We start from the raw sequence: 16,739 nt of genomic DNA, 5'->3' as shown, positions 1-16,739 counted from the left end.
GTACATGTTCAGCGAGACGGTGAGCGTCGAGTCCGAGGGTCCGCCCTGCGTCACCGGCCGCGTCCGCTCACTCCTGGGTGTCCGTGCCGGCGGGTGCGCGGTCCTCCTGCGCCGGGGCGCTCGCCGTACCCGTCGGGTCGGGTGCGGAGCTGTTGCCGTCACCGGTGGCCGCCGGGCTGGGCGCGGGAGCCGGAGCCGTACCGTCCCCGGCGGATGCCGACGGGGTGGGCGTGGGCGTCGGGTCGGCCGAGGAAGCGCCGTCCCGGTCCGGTTCCGGGCTCGCGCTCCGTCCGCTGTCCTGCGAGTCGGCGCCGGGTGCCGTGCTGTCGTCCTGGCCGGGCGCAGTGGCGTCCTGTTCCGGGCCGGTACTGGGGGACGGTGCCGGGTCCGAGGAACCCGAGCCCCGCTCGCCGCGCACGACGGAGCCGACGGTGGTCCCCCGGCCGCCGCTCAGGTCGTTCCCGGAGACCAGCTCGAACGTGGTGATCCCCGCCATCGAGACGACGAACACCACGGCGGCCCCGAGAGCCGAGCGCTTCCAGCCGCGGATCCGGGTGCCGTGCGTGGTCGCCTGCGTGAACTCTTCGTCCGGCGAGGGGGCCGCCGTGAGCCGCCGGGTTCCGTCCGGCGACTCGATCAGCTGCGTACGGTCCGGGTCGGCGGTCACCTTGCGCAGCACGGTCGTGGCATCCACCGGGCGCAGGACGGCTGTGGCGTCGGCGTCCTTCTGCGCGGGGACCTCGCCCCGTACCGGAGGATCCACCTGCCGCAGGACGGTCGTGGCATCCAGTGGGCGCAGCATCGCGGTGGCATCGGCGGATCCGGGCGTCTCGCGAAGCGCGACCCGCGATCGTGAAGTCACCCACTCGGCATCCGGGTCGCCACCCTCACGGGTCTGACGCGTGTGGACCGTCACCTCGCGGCCCGGGTGCTTCACCTGGACCGTCACCTCGCGGATCTGCTCGCCCGTGCGGCGGAAGAAGTGCTGGAAGACCGAGCCGCCGCAGGTGGCCACGACGCTCATCACCCCGGCGCCGAGAATCGTCCCGTACACACCCAGTTGAGAGGCCGCCACCGCCGCCGCGACCGCCGCCACAGCACTGCCCGCCACCTGGGGCAGGCTCAGATCTATCCGCCTTTCTCTGGGTTCTGTGTCGCTTTCCGGCTTCTGCACCATTTCCAGCCCTTGATTGACATCTCTCCCACCATGCAACAACAAGGGACATTTGAGCGAAGCGGATAGTTCCGTTTACGGGGATTGTGTGAAGCAGGACACGCGATACGGGCATCCTGCCTCCAACTGGGTATCTCAACTCCCGTGCCTCACGAGAACTTCGGCGGCGCGGCGGTCCACCCCCATGGCCCGAATGGAGTACTGTGGCGAGCCCTGGGGCCGGACTCCCGCGTGGAATCCGGAACCCTCGGGGAGGGAGCCGAAGGAGGCACTCGATCCGGCGGCGCCGCGGCATCGCACGGGGCCAGCTACGCTGGGTGACCATCGGTTACTTTGCGTTGCGCAAGAGGTCACCGTGTCATACCGGCGATCAAGGGCTCACGCCCGACACGCCGGGAAACACGGCAATGTTGTGGCAGGCAGCACCCGGGCAGGCCACACTCGACTAGCGGAAGCAGCGACGCACGTGACGTCGGCAGGCACCACCCGGGAGGTCCCCATGCCCGAACTGCGTGTCGTGGCCGTCTCCAACGACGGCACACGACTGGTGCTCAAGGCTGCAGACAGCACGGAGTACACGCTCCCGATCGACGAGCGGCTGCGAGCCGCCGTGCGCAACGACCGCGCGCGGCTCGGTCAGATCGAGATCGAGGTGGAGAGCCACCTCCGCCCCCGCGACATCCAGGCCCGGATACGAGCCGGTGCCTCCGCGGAGGAGGTCGCTCAGTTCGCCGGGATTCCGGTCGACCGTGTCCGCCGCTTCGAGGGCCCTGTGCTCGCGGAGCGCGCCTTCATGGCCGAGCGGGCCCGGAAGACTCCTGTGCGCCGCCCGGGCGAGAACACCGGCCCCCAGCTCGGCGAGGCGGTGCACGAGCGCCTGCTGCTGCGCGGCGCCGACAAGGAAACCGTCCAGTGGGACTCGTGGCGCCGCGACGACGGCACCTGGGAGGTCCTCCTGGTGTACCGGGTCGCCGGCGAGCCGCACTCGGCGAGCTGGACCTACGACCCGCCACGCCGGCTGGTCCAGGCCGTCGACGACGAGGCGCGCTCACTGATCGGCGAGACCGACGACGTCGCCGCACCCGAACCGAGCTTCCCGTTCGTCCCCCGCATCGCCCGGCTGCCGCGCGACCGGCCGCTCGACCGCGCCCTCGACCGCCAGATGGAACGCCCCACGCCGCCTCCGCCCCCGGAGCCGGAGGAGCGCATCGGCGGGGTCACCGCGAGCGAGCGGGATTCGCTCACCAGCCTGCTGGAGGCGGTACCGAGCTTCCGCGGCGACATGGTCGTACCGGAACGGCCCGCACCGCCCGAGCCCCCGGCGCTCGAACCCGCCGTCCACAAGCCGGAGGCCGAGGAGCCGCCGGCCCCCGCGGCGTCGGCCGGCGCCGGTTCCGCCTACGCGGACGTGCTGATGCCGCGCGCGGTCGCGGGTCACCGCGACCGGCTCACCGGGACGACGGACCGACAGGCCGAGGCGGACGGGGTCAGGCCCGGACGCCGGGCCGCGGTGCCGAGCTGGGACGAGATCGTCTTCGGCACGCGCCGCAAGAAGCAGGACTGAGCCGAACCGGGTGACCGCGGCATGACGAGGGCCCGTACGCAGCCGCGTACGGGCCCTCGTGCGCTGCCCGGGCCGGAGCCGCAGCCCCGGCAGGCTCCCCTACTGCGGGTCGGGGCCCGTGGCGATCGGGCGGGACTCGTCGCGCGTCCAGTGCGACCAGGAGCCCGCGTAGAGGGCGCCGGTGAATCCGGCGAGCTCCAGCGCCAGCACCTGATGGGCGCCGGAGACCCCCGAGCCGCAGTAGACGCCGACCTCCGCGGTGTCCTCGGAGGCGCCCAGCCCGGAGAACCGGCCGGCCAGCCGCTCGGCGGGCAGGAACCGCCCGTCCTCACCGACGTTCTCCCCGGTCGGCGCCGAGACCGCGCCCGGAATGTGCCCGCCCACCCGGTCGATCGGCTCCACATCGCCCCGGTAGCGCTCGGCCGCCCGCGCGTCGAGCACCAGGCCCGAGCGGGCGAGGGCGGCCGTGCCGTCCGCGTCCAGCAGGGGCAGCGCACCGGGCGCGGGAACGAAGTCACCCTCGGCGGGGGCCGGAATCTCCTTCGACAGCTCGCCGGTCCAGGCAGCGAGACCGCCGTCCAGCACCCGGACATCCCGGTGCCCCGTCCAGCGCAGCAGCCACCAGGCACGGGCCGCCGCCCAGCTCTGGCCGCCGTCGTACACGATCACCGAACTGTCCCGGCCGACGCCCGCGCGGCGCATCACCGCACCGAACTCCTCCAGGTCGGGCAGGGGATGACGCCCACCGTCACCGGCCGGACCGGCAAGCTCGGCCTCCAGATCGACGAAGACCGCGCCGGGAATGTGCCCGGCCTCGTAGTCGGAGCGGCCATGAGGGCCGCCCAGCTGCCAACGTACGTCCAGGAGCACCGGCGGACGTGGCCCCGCCGACTCGCTCACACATTCGGATGCGGAGATGATGGGCTTCATGTGTGCCATCTTCGCGCAGCGGCAGCCTCACGCGTAACAGCGCCGAAAGGGACATACCGCAACGAACTGGACCTTCTCTGTCGAGATCACGGAAAAGACGGCGCGGCCGGGGCGCATCACGCGCCGGGTGGTGCAAGCATCTGCACGGGGCGTACACATCCCGTACCGCACAACGGCGCGCCGGCCCCGTTCCCCCGTACGGCCACCACGATGGTCCGAGGAGAGTGTGACGATGACCGAGGCTGCCGCTCGGCGTACACCCGGAACACCTTGCTGGGTAAGCCTGATCGTGCACGGCCTGCACACGACCCAGAACTTCTACGCCGAACTGTTCGGCTGGGAGTTCGGCCCCGGCCCCGAGCAGCTCGGCCCGTACGTCCGGGCACTGATCGACGGGCAGGAGGTCGCGGGCATCGGACAGCTGCCGCCCGACCGGCACCTCCCGATCGCCTGGACGACCTATCTGGCCACCGACGACGCCGACCTCACGGCGGAGACGATCCGCGCCTGCGGCGGCACGGTCGGTGTCGGACCGCTCGACGCCGGGCAGGCGGGCCGGATGGCCATCGCCTCCGACCCCGGCGGAGCCGTGTTCGGGATCTGGCAGGCGGCCGCGCACGTCGGCACCACGCTGGCCGGCGCCCCCGGCACCCCGGTCTGGAACGAGCTGGTGACCCGGGAGACGTCGACGGTCGCCAAGTTCTACCAGGCGGTCTTCGGCTACGAGGCCGAGGCGATCGTCTCGGCCGACTTCGACTACCAGACCCTCCACCTCGACGGTCGCCCGGTGGCCTCGCTGCACGGCGTCGGCCACGCCCTGCCACGCGACCGTGGCCCGCACTGGATGACGTACTTCGAGGTCGCCGACACGGACGAGGCGGCGCAGCGCGTGGTGGAACTCGGCGGACACATCCTGCAGCCCCCCAGGGAGGGTTCCAGCGGCAGGGTGGCCACGGTGGCGGACCCGGAGGGCGCGGCGTTCACGATCGTACGGTCGGCGGAGCGCTGAGGAGGCCGGCGAGCGGCGGTGCCGTCCCCGCGCCTCGCGGAACTCGACGGCCTTCTCGTCGTCGCGGCGATACACATGTGCGGGGCACGGCCACCCCTCGCCAGGTGCCTCGGTACTCCCCGACCGGCGCCCAGGAGGGATCGGCCCGCGAGCCGTACCCCGGTAGCCCGCGCAACAGGCCGGGTCGCCCGGTCCGGCGTCACCGGGCAGCGGTGTTTCGACCGTCATCGCCGCAACGGACTGCAGGGGTTCCGAGAAGCCGGACGAATAGGATGCGGGCATGTCTCACAGCGTCTGTGCACTCGTCGTGACCGGACCGGTTGACACCGAGCGAGCCCGCTCGGTGGGACTGTGCGCCGCCCTCGTGCACGACGGCATCAGTGTGTTCCCGATCAACCACTACTTCTCCGCCTACTGGGCTGCGAAGCGCGGCAACAGCGGACAGCTCGATCTGCCTGACGGCCTGTCCGGCCCGTTCCCGGCCGAGGCGGTGCTGCGTGACCTCGTTGGCGAGGTGACCGGCACGAACAGGCCGCGGTTCGCGGTCATCGCGACGGACTACTTCGCCGGGATCGGTGGCCAGTGGGCTGCGGCGTTCGACGGTGAGGAGCGCCTGACACCTGATGACGCATCAATCAACCAGGCCCTTGCCGCACTTGGCGTGAGGGCGACCGCTTCCATGGATGAGTTCGACGTGATCGGTCTTGGCCGGTTCCGGAGCAACCCGGACCATCTTGACGAGTACGTCGGCCTTTGCGAGGAACTCGGCGTGTGACCGAGCACGTCGGTCTGTGTGCAGAACCCGGCGTATGACCGAGCACGTCGGCCTGCGCGACTAACCCGGCGTACGACGGCCTGCCGGAGTCGTGCCCACGCGCACCCTCAGCTGGACGCCACCGGCAGGACGTCCGGCGAGAGAGCGCCGGCGCGGACGGAACCGCTCGTCATACGGCGACAGTGGTGGCGCCGGCACAACACCTCGTAGCCGACCTCCGCAGCGGGACTGCTCACGTCACCGACAACGACCTGCTCACCCTCCACCACCATCTCGCCGCCCACCGTCCGGGCGTTGTGGGTGGCACGGGCGCCGCACCAGCACAGGGCCTCCACCTGGAGGGCCTCTATGCGGTCGGCGAGCTCGATCAGCCGCTGCGAGCCGGGGAAGAGCCTGGTGCGGAAGTCCGTGGTGATCCCGAAAGCGAAGACGTCCAGCCCCAGATCGTCCACGACGCGGGCCAGTTGGTCGATCTGTTCCGGGGCGAGGAACTGCGCCTCGTCGACGATCACGTAGTCCACCCTGCCGCCCTGGGAGAGCTGACCGACGAGGTGCGCGTACAGGTCCATGCCCTCGGACGCCTCGACGGCCTCCGTGACCAGGCCCAGCCGGGAGGACAGCTTCCCCTCCCCCGCCCGGTCGTCACGGGTGAAGATCACGCCCTGGAGCCCTCGTGCCGAACGGTTGTGTCCGATCTGGAGGGCCAGCGTGCTCTTTCCGCAGTCCATCGTTCCGGAGAAGAACACAAGCTCGGGCATGAGGGGTTGAGCACCTTTCGGGACAGGCGGGGAGGAGGACTGAGCGGAACGGGTGGGATCTAGGTACGTACTTCGAGGAGTGGGACGAGCTGCTCGACGGGGGTCATCGAGCCGTGCATGCCGACCATCGCGGACTCGTGCGGCTCGTTGACCGAGGCGGTGATCACCACGTCGTCGTGGGCCGCCGCGACCACGTCGCCGATTCTGCCACGCACCCGCTCGTCGATCCGCGGGCCGAACCAGCCTGCCTCGACGGCCTCGTCACGGCTCGCCACCCAGAACTGCTCGCCGAGCACCTCGCGCCAGACGGTCAGCACATCGGCCTCGGCACCCGGGACGGCGTAGACATGGCGGGCGCGGCCCTCGCCGCCGAGCAGAGCGACGCCGGCGCGCAGCTCCCAGTCCTCGTCGAAGTCGATCCTGGACTGTTCGTCGAACGGGATGTCGATCATTCCGTGGTCGGCGGTGATGTACAGCGCCGAGCGCGGCGGAAGCTGCTCGGCGAGGCGCCGGGCCAGGCCGTCGACGTACATCAGCTGCCCTCGCCAGGCGTCGGAGTCGACGCCGAAGCGGTGGCCCTTGCCGTCGACCTCGCTGTAGTACGTGTAGACCAGGGAGCGGTCCCCGGCGGCCAGCCGTTCGGCCGCGACGTCCATCCGCTCCTCGCCGGTGAGCCGGCCGAGGAAGGAGCCGCCGCTGAGCGCGACCTTGGTCAGCGGAGTCTGCTCGAAGGTGGGGGCGGAGACCTGGGCGGTACGCACTCCGGCCGCGTCGGCCAGCTGGAAGACGGTGGGGTACGGCTGCCAGACCTTCGGCGCCGTCCACGGCTTCCAGCGGAGCTGGTTCATCAGCGCGCCGGTCTCCGGGTTGCGGACCGTGTAACCGGGCAGGCCGTGTTCGCCCGGCGGGAGCCCGGTGCCGACCGACGCCAGCGAGGTCGCGGTGGTGGCCGGGAATCCCGCGGTGATCGGGCGGCCCGTGCCACCGCGCGACGTGGGCAGGAGGGAGTGCAGGAACGGTGCCTCGTCCGGGTGCGCCTGGATCTGCTCCCAGCCGAGGCCATCGATCAGGAAGACGCAGTTGCGGTCGGCGGGGGTGAGCTCGGGGATCACCGCGGTGAAACCGGGGACGCCCTGTCCCGCGACGAGCGTCGGCAGCAGATCGGCGAGCGAGCCGCTGCCGTACTCCGGTACGGGGGCGGTGTCGACGGGCAGCAGCACAGGGTCCTGCCAGGCCGGCTGGACCATCAGCGGCCGGCCGCCGGGGTCACGGCCGTGGCCTCGGAGAGCGCCTGGGCGAACGCGAGCGTCTGGCGCACGGTGTCGGGGCCGTCGCCGGCCTCGCTGACCCGCAGGCTCAGGTCATCGGCAGTGGAGCTGCCGGTGTAGCCGTGGTCGGCCTCGCAATTGGCGTCGCCACAGGCTGCGGGCTCCAGGTCGATCCGGGAGACCGCGCCCCAGCCGATGGTCAGGACGACCTCACGGGGCAGCGTGCCCGGGACGTACTTCTCCGGGTTGGCCACGACCCTGCTGACCACGACCGAGGAGATCCGGTCCAGCTTGACCGACTCGGTGGAGGTGGTGGCGTACGGCGTCGGGGAACTGGTGTCGGCGTTCTGCTCGTCGGTGTGGCTGACGATGAAGCGGGTGTCCGTGAGCACCAGCACCGTGACGTGACGGCGCACCTCATTGGAGTCGAAGGTCGTCTCCTGGTGCACCAGGTAAGAAGCGACCGGCTCACCGCCCACGGCGGCCTCCACCGCCTCGGCCACGAGGGCCGGGTAGTAGCCGCTGCGCTCGATCGCCGCGCGCAGCCCCTGGGTCGTCGTACCGGTCTTAGCCATACGCACCATCTTACGGGGGGCTGATGACTGCCCGGGACGTCCTGCCATCCCAGCCGGACGGGGCGGGAAGCGGGACGGGTCAGTAGTTGGACAGGCGGCGGGGGCCCAGGTCGGTTCGGGCCGGGGGCGGCGAGAACCGGACGCTCGCTCCGAGGACGGTCAGACCCTGGGTGGCGACCACGACCGGTTCCAGGGCGATGGAGACCACCTCGGGGTGGTCGTCGACCAGCCGCGAGACCCGCAGCAGCAGTTCCTCCAGCGCTGCGGTGTCCACGGGTGCCGAGCCGCGCCAGCCGAAGAGGACCGGGGCCGCCCGGATGGACCGGATCAGCTCGGCGGCGTCGCGGTCGGTGGCGGGCACCAGGCGGTGCGCGGTGTCGCCGAGGAGTTCGGAGGGTGCGCCCGCCAGGCCGAAGGAGAGGACGGCGCCGGCCGCCGGGTCGATGGCGGCCCGCACGACGGTGTCGACGCCGCGCGGGGCCATCGACTGCACGACGGGCCGGAGCTCGGCGGGCTTGCCGAGCAGGTCGGTCAGTTCGCCGTACGCCCGGCGCAGCGCGCTCTCGCCGGCGAGGTCCAGGCGGACCCCGCCGAGGTCGGCGCGGTGACGCAGATGGGGCGCGGTCGTCTTCAGCGCCACGGGGTAGCCGAGCCGCGCCGCCGCGGCCACGGCCTCATCCGGTCCGGGAGCCGGGAGGGTGGGCCGGACGGTGATGCCGTAACAGGCGAGGAGTTCGCGGGCCTCGTCGTGTTCCAGGGGCCTGCCACGCGGATCGGGGTCCGGGCCGAGCAGGGTGTCGATGAGGGCGGCCGCCGCCGGCTCGTCGATGGTGTCGTCGAGGAACTCGGGCACCTTCCCGGGGGCCGCGGCCTGGCGACGCCACTGGGCGTACCGCACGGCTTCGGCGAGTGCCCGGACCGCGCGTTCGGCGGCGGGGTAGGCGGGGATCCGGCCGACGGCACGAGGGGCCGGGGCATCGGGAGCGGCAGCACCGGCATCGGCGGCTCCGGGGGCCGGGGCATCGGGAGCGGCAGCACCCGCCGGCCCGGAGCCGGGTGGGGTCCCGGCCGGGCGCCCCGGCGACGCCTGCCCCGGGCGCTGCTGCGCCACCGTGCTGGTCGCTGCGGCCAGGGCCTCCGCCAGGCCGCCGATCTCCACATGGACCACGGCCACCGGCTTGGCCGGACCGGCGGCGGCCGCCGCGTGCAGGGCGGTGGCCAGGACCTCCCCGTCGCCCGACTCCGCCTCACCGTTCTCGCCCACCCACGGGATCGCCGTCACGACCACGGCGTCACAGCCGTCGTCGGCCAGCGCCTCGGCCAGCGCGTCCCTGAAGTCCTGCGGGGTGGCGGCCGTGGTGAGGTCGACGGGCGGGCGCGGGCGCAGCCCCTCCGCCAGGCAGGCGTCGTACGTGAGCAGCCCGAGGGACTCCGAGTTGCCGAGGATCGCGACCCGTCCGCCGGCGGGGAGCGGCTGGTCGGCCAGGAGCAGGCCCGCGTCGACCATCTCCGTCACCGTGTCGACGCGGATGACGCCCGCCTGCCGCATCAGCGCGGAGACCGTCGCGTCCGGGATCCGGCTGACGGGGACCGCGTGGCCGGGCGGGGTGGAGCCGCTGTGCCGGGCACCCTTCACGACGACCACCGGCTTCACGGCAGCGATCCGCCGGGCGAGGCGGGTGAACTTGCGGGGGTTGCCGAGCGACTCCAGGTAGAGGAGGGCGACGTCGGTGTCCGGGTCCTCGTACCAGTACTGGAGGAAGTCGTTGCCGGAGATGTCGGCGCGGTTGCCGGCCGAGATGAAGGTGGAGAGCCCCGCCCCGCGCCGGTAGAGCCCGGAGAGCAGGGCGATGCCGATCGCGCCGGACTGGGTGAACAGGCCGATGCGTCCCGAAGCAGGCCGTTCGGGCGCGAGGGAGGCGTTGAGCCGGACGGACTCGGAGTTGTTGATGATGCCGAAGGCGTTCGGGCCGATGATCCGCATGCCGTACGAGCGGGCCTGGCGCACCAGTTCGCGCTGGCGTTCGCGTCCTTCGGCGCCCCACTCCGCATATCCGGCGGACAGGACGACGAGCCCCTGGACGCCGTGTTCCCCGCAGTCCGCGACGGCCTCGGGCACGCGGTCGGCGGGGACGGCGACGACGGCGAGGTCGACCGGTTCCCCGATCTCACCGAGGGAGCGGTGGGCGGGCACGCCGTCGATCGTGGCCTGATCGGCGGCGAACGCGCTGTTCACGGCGTAGGTGCGGCCGGTGAAGCCGGCACTCAGAAGGTTGCGCAGGACCGTACGGCCTACGCCGCCGGGGGTGCGGCCCGCGCCGATGACGGCGACGGAGCCGGGGGCGAGCAGCCGCTGCACGGAGCGGGCCTCCGCCCGGTGTTCCCGGGCGCGCTGGACGGCCAGCGACTCGGCGGTCGGTTCCAGGTCCAGGGTGAGGTGGACGGAGCCGTCCTCGAAGCTGCGCTGCTGGGTGTACCCGGCATCCCGGAACACCTTGATCATTTTGTTGTTGGCCGGCAGCACCTCGGCGGCGAAGCGGCGGATGCCCCGCTCCCGGGCGACGGCCGCGATGTGTTCGAGCAGCGCCGAGGCGACTCCGCGGCCCTGATGGGCGTCCTGGACGAGGAAGGCGACCTCGGCCTCGTCGGCCGGGGCCGAGGCGGGCCTGCCCTGCTCGTTGATCCGGTCGTAGCGGACCGTGGCGATGAACTCGCCGCCCACCGTGACGGCCAGCCCCACCCGGTCGACGTAGTCGTGATGGGTGAAGCGGTGGACGTCCTTGGCGGAGAGCCGGGGGTAGGGAGCGAAGAAGCGGTAGTACTTCGACTCGTCGGAGACCTGCTCGTAGAAGCTGACCAGCCGGTCGGCATCGTCCGTGGTGATGGGCCTGATGCGCGCGGTGCCGCCGTCGCGGAGCACCACGTCCGCCTCCCAGTGATCGGGGTAGGCGTGATGCGGACTCTGCTCCGGAGAGGGCTGCATGGGCAAAGCCTACGGCTCCGTCAGCGGTCGCGTGGGGGCCGGGGCCGGGGCAGTCTGAGGGGGGCCGGGCGACGGTCGGCGCGGGCCGGGAACGGCCCGCGGGTCGGCTGGAGCACCGCGCACTGCATGAGAGACTGGTCTAGACAACCATTGATTCGTGAAGGGCAGAACCATGGCTGAGCGCCGCGTCAACGTCGGTTGGGCCGAGGGCCTGCACGCCCGCCCCGCTTCCATCTTCGTCCGTGCCGCCACGGCTTCCGGCATCCCCGTGACCATCGCCAAGGCCGATGGCAACCCGGTGAACGCGGCCTCCATGCTCGCCGTGCTCGGGCTCGGCGCACAGGGCGGCGAGGAGATCGTCCTCGCGTCCGACGCCGACAACGCCGAAGCCGCCCTGGACCGCCTGTCCAAGCTGGTCGCCGAGGGGCTCGACGAGCTTCCGGAGACCGTCTGATCCCCGGGTCACGACAACAGGCGTTCCCGCGGGAGAGCCGCGGCACCCTTCACCGGGAGCCGCGGCTCTTTCGTTTTCATGAAGGCCTTCACTCCACAACACGCACAACCTCTGCCCGGGATAGGGGTGCGCCCGGAAAGCCGCTTCCGCCGAAGGAAATTCGGGCAGCACGAATAGAGCCCTGCGGAATGCCCATTCTTTGTATACGGCGCAATTGTTAATGCCGTCCGCTCGGCGTGTTTACGGAATGTTGCGAGGTCCTCACCCGGGCGGGGCGGACCGTGGCAGCATCGGGCCGGCCGGGGCGGCGCAGCCGGTACGCGGTGGTGGCCCGCTCGGCATGCTGGGCGGCCAGGGACCTCGCCCTCTCCGCGTCACCGCGCGCCACGGCGTCCACGATCGCTCCGTGCTCGGCCCACGAATCGGCCGGGCGGGCCGGATGCTCGACCACGTACATCCAGGCGGTCTTGTGCCGGAGCTGGGTGAGCATCGCGATCAGGCCGGGACTGCCGGAGGCCTGCGCGAGTGTCTCGTGGAACCAGCCGCCCAGGGAGCGCAGATCGTCGCCCTCCCCCCTGCGGGCCCGCTCCTGACCGAGCCTGACCAGGCCGCGCAGCACCTTGAGGTGCGCGTCCGTGCGACGGTGGGCGGCCCGGGCCGCACCGAGCGGCTCCAGGAGCATCCTGACCTCCAGGAGGTCGGCGGCCTCCTGCTCGGTGGGCTCGGCGACGCAGGCTCCGGCGTGCCTGCGGGTGACCACGAACCCCTCGGACTCCAGGGTGCGCAGCGCTTCCCGCACCGGGACCCGGGAGACCCCGTAGCGGCGCGCGAGTACCTCCTCGGTGAGTCGGCTGCCGCGTTCGAAGACACCCGAGACGATGTCTTCGCGGATTGCCGTGCATACCGAATGCGCCGGAATGCGCATGTCCGAACCTCCGCCTTAATCCCCGCGAAACGCGGCCGATCGACGCCTGTCCTGCGACTCTATTGCAATGCGGTCGCATTTCCGACGGCGGGTGGAAATTCATGAATATCTTTTGGTCACCGGCCGTTCGGGAACGACCGGTGCGGACCCGGTGCGGCAGCCGACACGGCGAAGGCCCCGGCGTGATGCCGGGGCCTTCGCCGTGTCCTGGGACCGGTCAGAGGTTGACGCCGTGGGCGCGCAGGTAGGCGACCGGGTCCATGTCGGAGCCGTACGAGGGCGTGGTCCGGGCCTCGAAGTGGAGGTGCGGGCCGGTCGAGTTGCCGGTGGAGCCGGAGAGACCGATCTGCTGCCCGCCGCCGACACTCTGGCCGACGGACACACCGATCGAGGAGAGGTGGCCGTACTGGGTGTACGTGCCGTCCGTCATCCGCAGCACGATGTTGTTGCCGTACGCGCCGCCCCAGCCCGCCTCGACGACCGTGCCGGCGCCTACGGCGACGACGGAGCTGCCGGACGCGGCGTGGAAGTCGATGCCGGAGTGACTGCCGGAGGACCAGAGCGAGCCGCTGGACTTGTAGCCGGTGCTCACGTACGAACCGGCGACGGGGAGCTGGAAGGAGCCGAGCCTGGCGCGCTCGGCGGAACGGGCGGCGCGGGACGCGCTCTCGCGGGCCTCCTCGGCTCGGGCGGCGGCCTTCGCCTTCGCGGCCGCCTCGGCCTTCACCTTCGCCTTCGCCTTGAGCTCCGCCTTCTTCTTCGCCGCGGCCTTCTTCCTGGCCGCCTCGGCCTCGGCCTTCTTCTCCGCGACGTCGGCCTGGTGCTGCTGTGCGTCCGCCTGTGCTTCGATCCGGTCGGCGAGGACGTTCTCGATGGCGATGACCTGGGTGAGGCCGGTCTCGCTGACGGCGGGGGTCTCGGTGTCCGCGGCGAGGGCCGGGGAGGCCAGTCCGCCGATGACGCCGCTGGTGGCCAGAGTCGCGATGCCGACGGCCTTCGCGCCGGTGCGCGTCAGACGGCCCGGGGCACGATGCTTCCCGGTGGCACGGGTGAACGCCATGAAGTGGCTGGTCCTTTCCTTCCTTCTCGCCTACCGGGTTAGCTGACGGGTTCGGAGCAGGAAGGTCTCCTACGGATCCCCCGGCCTCGTACGAGGCTCAGGCATCCGATTCACCCCAGGGACTGCATGGGTCCCCGGCTCCCCAGGCTCGCGCCTGACGGGGACTCGGCGATGACTGCCCGGTAGGTCGCGGATGCGGCATACGGGTGACGGACAGCCGAGCCGACGCTAAGCGGGGGTACTTCCCCACACCAAACGGACAGGGCGTTTTGTAGCGCATCCCACAGGGCAGACAGGCAACCTCTCCAACAAAGCGGACAAAACGGAAGGCCCTGACGGAGTGATCTCCGCCAGGGCCTTCCGTTTGCCCCGGTATCGAGTGAAGTAGCCGGTCGATCAGCCGGTCACGACCGATACCTCGCCGATGCCGAGCGCCCGGACGGGCTCGGCGATCTGCGCCGCGTCACCGACCAGAACCGTGACCAGCCGGTCCTGCGGGAAGGCGTTGACCACGGCCGCGGTCGCCTCGACCGTGCCGGTCTCCGCGAGGCGCGCGTACAGGTGCGCCTGGTAGTCGTCCGGAAGGTGCTGCTCGACCTGGTCGGCGAGGGTGCCCGCGACCGAGGCCGCCGTCTCGAACTTGAGCGGGGCCACACCCACGAGGTTCTGCACGGCCGTCTCGCGCTCTGCGTCCGTCAGTCCTTCGGCGGCCAGGGTCCGCAGGACCGTCCACAGGTCCTCCAGCGCCGGGCCGGTGGACTCCGTGTCCACGGAACCGCTGATGGCGAGCATCGCGGCACCCGTCGCCCCGGAGGCGGAGTCCGGGGCCGAGGAGCGCAGCACCTGGGCGAAGGCCCGCACTCCGTAGGTGTAGCCCTTCTCCTCGCGCAGCACCCGGTCGAGCCGGGAGGTGAGCGTGCCTCCCAGGCAGTACGTGCCGAGCACCTGCGCCGGCCAGACGCTGTCGTGCCGGTCGGCGCCGATGCGGCCGATCAGCAGCTGCGTCTGCACCGCGCCGGGGCGGTCCACGATCACCACACGGCCCGCGTCGTCGGCGGTGATCGGCGGGACGGGGCGTGGCTCTGCGGTGTTGCCCGACCAGTCGCCGACGGTGTCGGCGAGCAGGGCGTCCAGGTCGATGCCCGTGAGGTCGCCGACGACCACGACGGTCGCGGTCGACGGGCGGACGTGGGCGTCGTAGAAGGCACGCACGGCGGCGGAGTCGATCCGTGCCACGGTCTCTTCGGTGCCCTGGCGGGGACGAGACATGCGGGCCGTGGCCGGGAAGAGCTCCTTCGAGAGCTGCTTGGCGGCGCGCCGGGCGGGGTTGGCCTGCTCGTGCGGGATCTCGTCCAGCCGGTTGCCCACCAGCCGCTCGATCTCGCTGTCGGCGAAGGCGGGCGCCCGCAGGGCCTCGGAGACCAGGCCGAGCGCCTTGGCCAGCCGGGAGGCCGGAACCTCCAGGGAGACCCGGACACCGGGGTGGTCGGCGTGGGCGTCGAGCGTGGCGCCGCACCGCTCCAGCTCGGCGGCGAACTCCTCGGCGCTGCGCTTGTCGGTCCCCTCGGACAGGGCGCGCGCCATGATCGTGGCGACCCCGTCCAGCCCCTCGGGCTCGGCGTCCAACGGGGCGTCGAGGAAGATCTCGACCGCCACGACCTGCTGGCCGGGACGGTGGCAGCGCAGCACGGTGAGGCCGTTGGGCAGGGAGCCGCGCTCGGGCGCGGGGAAGGCCCAGGGCCTGGCCACGCCGGGGGCGGGCTGCGGGTGGTACTCCATCGAAACTCCAGTCGCGGCAGCGTCGGTCACTTGTCCGCTCCTTCGTGCGCGTCGGTGTCGGTGTCGGCGGCATCCGCCTCTTCGGCGGCCTCGGCGGGCTCGAGCGGCTCGTAGACCAGCACCGCCCGGTTGTCGGGCCGCAGCTGGGCCCTGGCGGCAGCCTTGACCTCCTCCGCGGTGACATCGAGCACCCGGTGCACGGCGGTCAGGGCGAGCTGCGGGTCGCCGAACAGCACGGCGAACCGGCACAGTTCATCGGCGCGGCCCGCGACCGTGCCGAGACGGTCCAGCCACTCACGCTCCAACTGGGCCTGGGCCCGCTCCATTTCCTCCGGCGTGGGGCCCTCCTCGGCGAACCGGGCCAGCTCCTCGTCGACCGCGCTCTCGATCTGCGGCACCTCGACGCCACCGGACGTCTTGACGTCCAGCCAGCCGAGCGAGGGTGCGCCCGCGAGCCGCAGCAGCCCGAATCCGGCCGCGACGGCCGTCCGGTCGCGGCGGACCAGACGGTTGTGCAGCCGGGACGACTCGCCGCCGCCCAGCACCGTCAGAGCGAGGTCCGCGGCGTCGCACTCGCGGGTGCCGTCGTGCGGCAGCCGGAAGGCGGCCATCAGCGCACGCGCCGGGACCTCCTCGCGGATCTCCTCGCGGATCTCCTCGCCGATGACCTCGGGCAGCGCGCCGTCGCGCGGCGGCTGCTTGCCGTCGTGAGAGGGGATGGTGCCGAAGTACTTCTCGATCCAGGCGAGCGTCTGCTCGGGGTCGATGTCACCGACGACGGAGAGCACGGCGTTGTTCGGCGCGTAGTACGTACGGAAGAAGGTCTGCGCGTCTTCCAGTGTCGCGGCGTCCAGGTCGGCCATCGAGCCGATCGGGGTGTGGTGGTACGGGTGACCCTCGGGGTAGGCGAGCGCGGTCAGCTTCTCGAACGCGGTGCCGTACGGGACGTTGTCGTAGCGCTGGCGGCGCTCGTTCTTGACGACGTCGCGCTGGTTCTCCATGGACTCCTCGTCGAGCGCGGCGAGCAGCGAGCCCATCCGGTCGGCCTCGAGCCACAGGGCCAGCTCCAGCTGGTGCGTCGGCATCGTCTCGAAGTAGTTGGTCCGCTCGAAGCTGGTCGTCCCGTTGAGGGAGCCGCCGGCGCCCTGGACCAGCTCGAAGTGTCCGTTCCCCTTGACCTGGCCGGAGCCCTGGAACATCAGGTGCTCGAAGAGGTGAGCCAGGCCGGTGCGTCCCTTGACCTCGTGGCGCGAACCGACGTCGTACCAGAGGCACACCGCGGCGACCGGGGTCAGATGGTCCTCGGAGAGCACCACGCGCAGGCCGTTGGCCAGACGGTGCTCGGTCGCTGTCAAGCCGCCGGAGCCGGCCTGGGCTGTGGCCGTGTGACCCATGGGCATGTACGTCCCTTCGATCGCGATACTGGAATTGGTGCGAGACCTGCCACTGTAAGCAAGCGCACCGACACCTGGCGAAGTTCCCGTG

14 protein-coding genes and 1 riboswitch are annotated in these 16,739 nt (G+C 71.8%); of the genes, 4 read left to right on the top strand and 10 right to left on the bottom strand.

The window, feature by feature from the left end:
• Positions 1-67: 67 nt before the first annotated feature.
• Positions 68-1,177: a hypothetical protein gene (locus tag ABT025_RS32795; protein ID WP_351002292.1), complete on the bottom strand. Its 1,110-nt coding sequence runs from the start codon at positions 1,175-1,177 to the stop codon at positions 68-70.
• Between the two features lie 496 nt (positions 1,178-1,673).
• On the opposite strand from ABT025_RS32795, the gene sepH reads away from it, so the two are divergent.
• A complete protein-coding gene (gene sepH / locus ABT025_RS32790) occupies positions 1,674-2,738 on the top strand; it encodes a septation protein SepH (RefSeq protein ID WP_351002291.1) in 1,065 nt (354 codons plus the stop codon).
• Positions 2,739-2,837: 99 nt separating this feature from the next.
• Here the strand turns inward: sepH and ABT025_RS32785 are convergent, their stop codons facing one another.
• The gene (locus ABT025_RS32785) at positions 2,838-3,668 is read right to left on the bottom strand and encodes a sulfurtransferase (protein WP_351002290.1); all 831 of its coding nucleotides are present in this window, start codon (positions 3,666-3,668) and stop codon (positions 2,838-2,840) included.
• Between the two features lie 232 nt (positions 3,669-3,900).
• On the opposite strand from ABT025_RS32785, the gene ABT025_RS32780 reads away from it, so the two are divergent.
• Entirely contained in the window at positions 3,901-4,677 is a 777-nt protein-coding gene (locus tag ABT025_RS32780) for a VOC family protein (protein WP_351002289.1), read from the top strand.
• A gap of 364 nt (positions 4,678-5,041) precedes the next feature.
• Positions 5,042-5,452 (top strand): hypothetical protein, encoded by a 411-nt coding sequence (locus ABT025_RS32775; protein ID WP_351002288.1) that lies wholly within the window; start codon positions 5,042-5,044, stop codon positions 5,450-5,452.
• Between the two features lie 107 nt (positions 5,453-5,559).
• Here ABT025_RS32775 and ABT025_RS32770 read toward each other — a convergent pair whose 3' ends face one another.
• The 4 genes from ABT025_RS32770 to ABT025_RS32755 all read right to left on the bottom strand — a co-directional run bounded on the left by ABT025_RS32770 (position 5,560) and on the right by ABT025_RS32755 (position 11,036).
• Positions 5,560-6,210, bottom strand: coding sequence for a thymidine kinase (locus ABT025_RS32770; protein WP_351002287.1), 651 nt, complete (start codon positions 6,208-6,210; stop codon positions 5,560-5,562).
• Between the two features lie 59 nt (positions 6,211-6,269).
• Positions 6,270-7,457: an alkaline phosphatase family protein gene (locus tag ABT025_RS32765; RefSeq protein ID WP_351002286.1), complete on the bottom strand. Its 1,188-nt coding sequence runs from the start codon at positions 7,455-7,457 to the stop codon at positions 6,270-6,272.
• A complete protein-coding gene (locus ABT025_RS32760; RefSeq protein ID WP_351002285.1) occupies positions 7,457-8,053 on the bottom strand; it encodes a DUF5998 family protein in 597 nt (198 codons plus the stop codon). Before ABT025_RS32760 ends, ABT025_RS32765 begins: the two co-directional genes overlap by 1 nt.
• Before the next feature lie 79 nt (positions 8,054-8,132).
• On the bottom strand, positions 8,133-11,036 hold the full coding sequence (locus tag ABT025_RS32755; RefSeq protein WP_351002284.1) for a bifunctional acetate--CoA ligase family protein/GNAT family N-acetyltransferase: 2,904 nt from the start codon (positions 11,034-11,036) through the stop codon (positions 8,133-8,135).
• A 172-nt stretch (positions 11,037-11,208) separates the two neighbouring features.
• Here ABT025_RS32755 and ABT025_RS32750 point away from each other — a divergent pair, with 172 nt between their 5' ends.
• On the top strand, positions 11,209-11,490 hold the full coding sequence (locus tag ABT025_RS32750; protein ID WP_266410823.1) for an HPr family phosphocarrier protein: 282 nt from the start codon (positions 11,209-11,211) through the stop codon (positions 11,488-11,490).
• Between the two features lie 217 nt (positions 11,491-11,707).
• On the opposite strand, the gene ABT025_RS32745 is transcribed toward ABT025_RS32750, so the two are convergent.
• The 4 genes from ABT025_RS32745 to ABT025_RS32730 all read right to left on the bottom strand — a co-directional run bounded on the left by ABT025_RS32745 (position 11,708) and on the right by ABT025_RS32730 (position 16,654).
• Entirely contained in the window at positions 11,708-12,415 is a 708-nt protein-coding gene (locus ABT025_RS32745; RefSeq protein ID WP_351002283.1) for a GntR family transcriptional regulator, read from the bottom strand.
• Between the two features lie 217 nt (positions 12,416-12,632).
• Positions 12,633-13,475, bottom strand: a complete 843-nt coding sequence (locus ABT025_RS32740) for a M23 family metallopeptidase (protein WP_351002282.1) — start codon at positions 13,473-13,475, stop codon at positions 12,633-12,635.
• Positions 13,476-13,488: 13 nt separating this feature from the next.
• Positions 13,489-13,656: riboswitch (cyclic di-AMP (ydaO/yuaA leader) on the bottom strand.
• Positions 13,657-13,871: 215 nt separating this feature from the next.
• On the bottom strand, positions 13,872-15,254 hold the full coding sequence (locus tag ABT025_RS32735) for a M16 family metallopeptidase (RefSeq protein ID WP_351002294.1): 1,383 nt from the start codon (positions 15,252-15,254) through the stop codon (positions 13,872-13,874).
• 26 nt (positions 15,255-15,280) lie between these two features.
• Positions 15,281-16,654 (bottom strand): M16 family metallopeptidase, encoded by a 1,374-nt coding sequence (locus ABT025_RS32730; RefSeq protein ID WP_351002281.1) that lies wholly within the window; start codon positions 16,652-16,654, stop codon positions 15,281-15,283.
• Between the last annotated feature and the right edge of the window lie 85 nt (positions 16,655-16,739).

It is taken from the genome of Streptomyces sp. NPDC002809 (assembly GCF_040295435.1).
Lineage (GTDB): Bacteria > Actinomycetota > Actinomycetes > Streptomycetales > Streptomycetaceae > Streptomyces.
Note: the sequence above shows the minus strand (reverse complement) of the source record. Positions and strands in the feature narration are given on the sequence as shown.

What these genes read in the sequence shown, in the direction of transcription:
- ABT025_RS32795 (WP_351002292.1), bottom strand. Translation starts at nt 1,177, where the DNA reads ATGGTGCAGAAGCCGGAAAGCGACACAGAACCCAGAGAAAGGCGGATA.
- sepH (WP_351002291.1), top strand. Translation starts at nt 1,674, where the DNA reads ATGCCCGAACTGCGTGTCGTGGCCGTCTCCAACGACGGCACACGACTG.
- ABT025_RS32785 (WP_351002290.1), bottom strand. Translation starts at nt 3,668, where the DNA reads ATGAAGCCCATCATCTCCGCATCCGAATGTGTGAGCGAGTCGGCGGGG.
- ABT025_RS32780 (WP_351002289.1), top strand. Translation starts at nt 3,901, where the DNA reads ATGACCGAGGCTGCCGCTCGGCGTACACCCGGAACACCTTGCTGGGTA.
- ABT025_RS32770 (WP_351002287.1), bottom strand. Translation starts at nt 6,210, where the DNA reads ATGCCCGAGCTTGTGTTCTTCTCCGGAACGATGGACTGCGGAAAGAGC.
- ABT025_RS32765 (WP_351002286.1), bottom strand. Translation starts at nt 7,457, where the DNA reads ATGGTCCAGCCGGCCTGGCAGGACCCTGTGCTGCTGCCCGTCGACACC.
- ABT025_RS32760 (WP_351002285.1), bottom strand. Translation starts at nt 8,053, where the DNA reads ATGGCTAAGACCGGTACGACGACCCAGGGGCTGCGCGCGGCGATCGAG.
- ABT025_RS32755 (WP_351002284.1), bottom strand. Translation starts at nt 11,036, where the DNA reads ATGCAGCCCTCTCCGGAGCAGAGTCCGCATCACGCCTACCCCGATCAC.
- ABT025_RS32750 (WP_266410823.1), top strand. Translation starts at nt 11,209, where the DNA reads ATGGCTGAGCGCCGCGTCAACGTCGGTTGGGCCGAGGGCCTGCACGCC.
- ABT025_RS32745 (WP_351002283.1), bottom strand. Translation starts at nt 12,415, where the DNA reads ATGCGCATTCCGGCGCATTCGGTATGCACGGCAATCCGCGAAGACATC.
- ABT025_RS32740 (WP_351002282.1), bottom strand. Translation starts at nt 13,475, where the DNA reads ATGGCGTTCACCCGTGCCACCGGGAAGCATCGTGCCCCGGGCCGTCTG.
- ABT025_RS32735 (WP_351002294.1), bottom strand. Translation starts at nt 15,254, where the DNA reads ATGGAGTACCACCCGCAGCCCGCCCCCGGCGTGGCCAGGCCCTGGGCC.
- ABT025_RS32730 (WP_351002281.1), bottom strand. Translation starts at nt 16,654, where the DNA reads ATGCCCATGGGTCACACGGCCACAGCCCAGGCCGGCTCCGGCGGCTTG.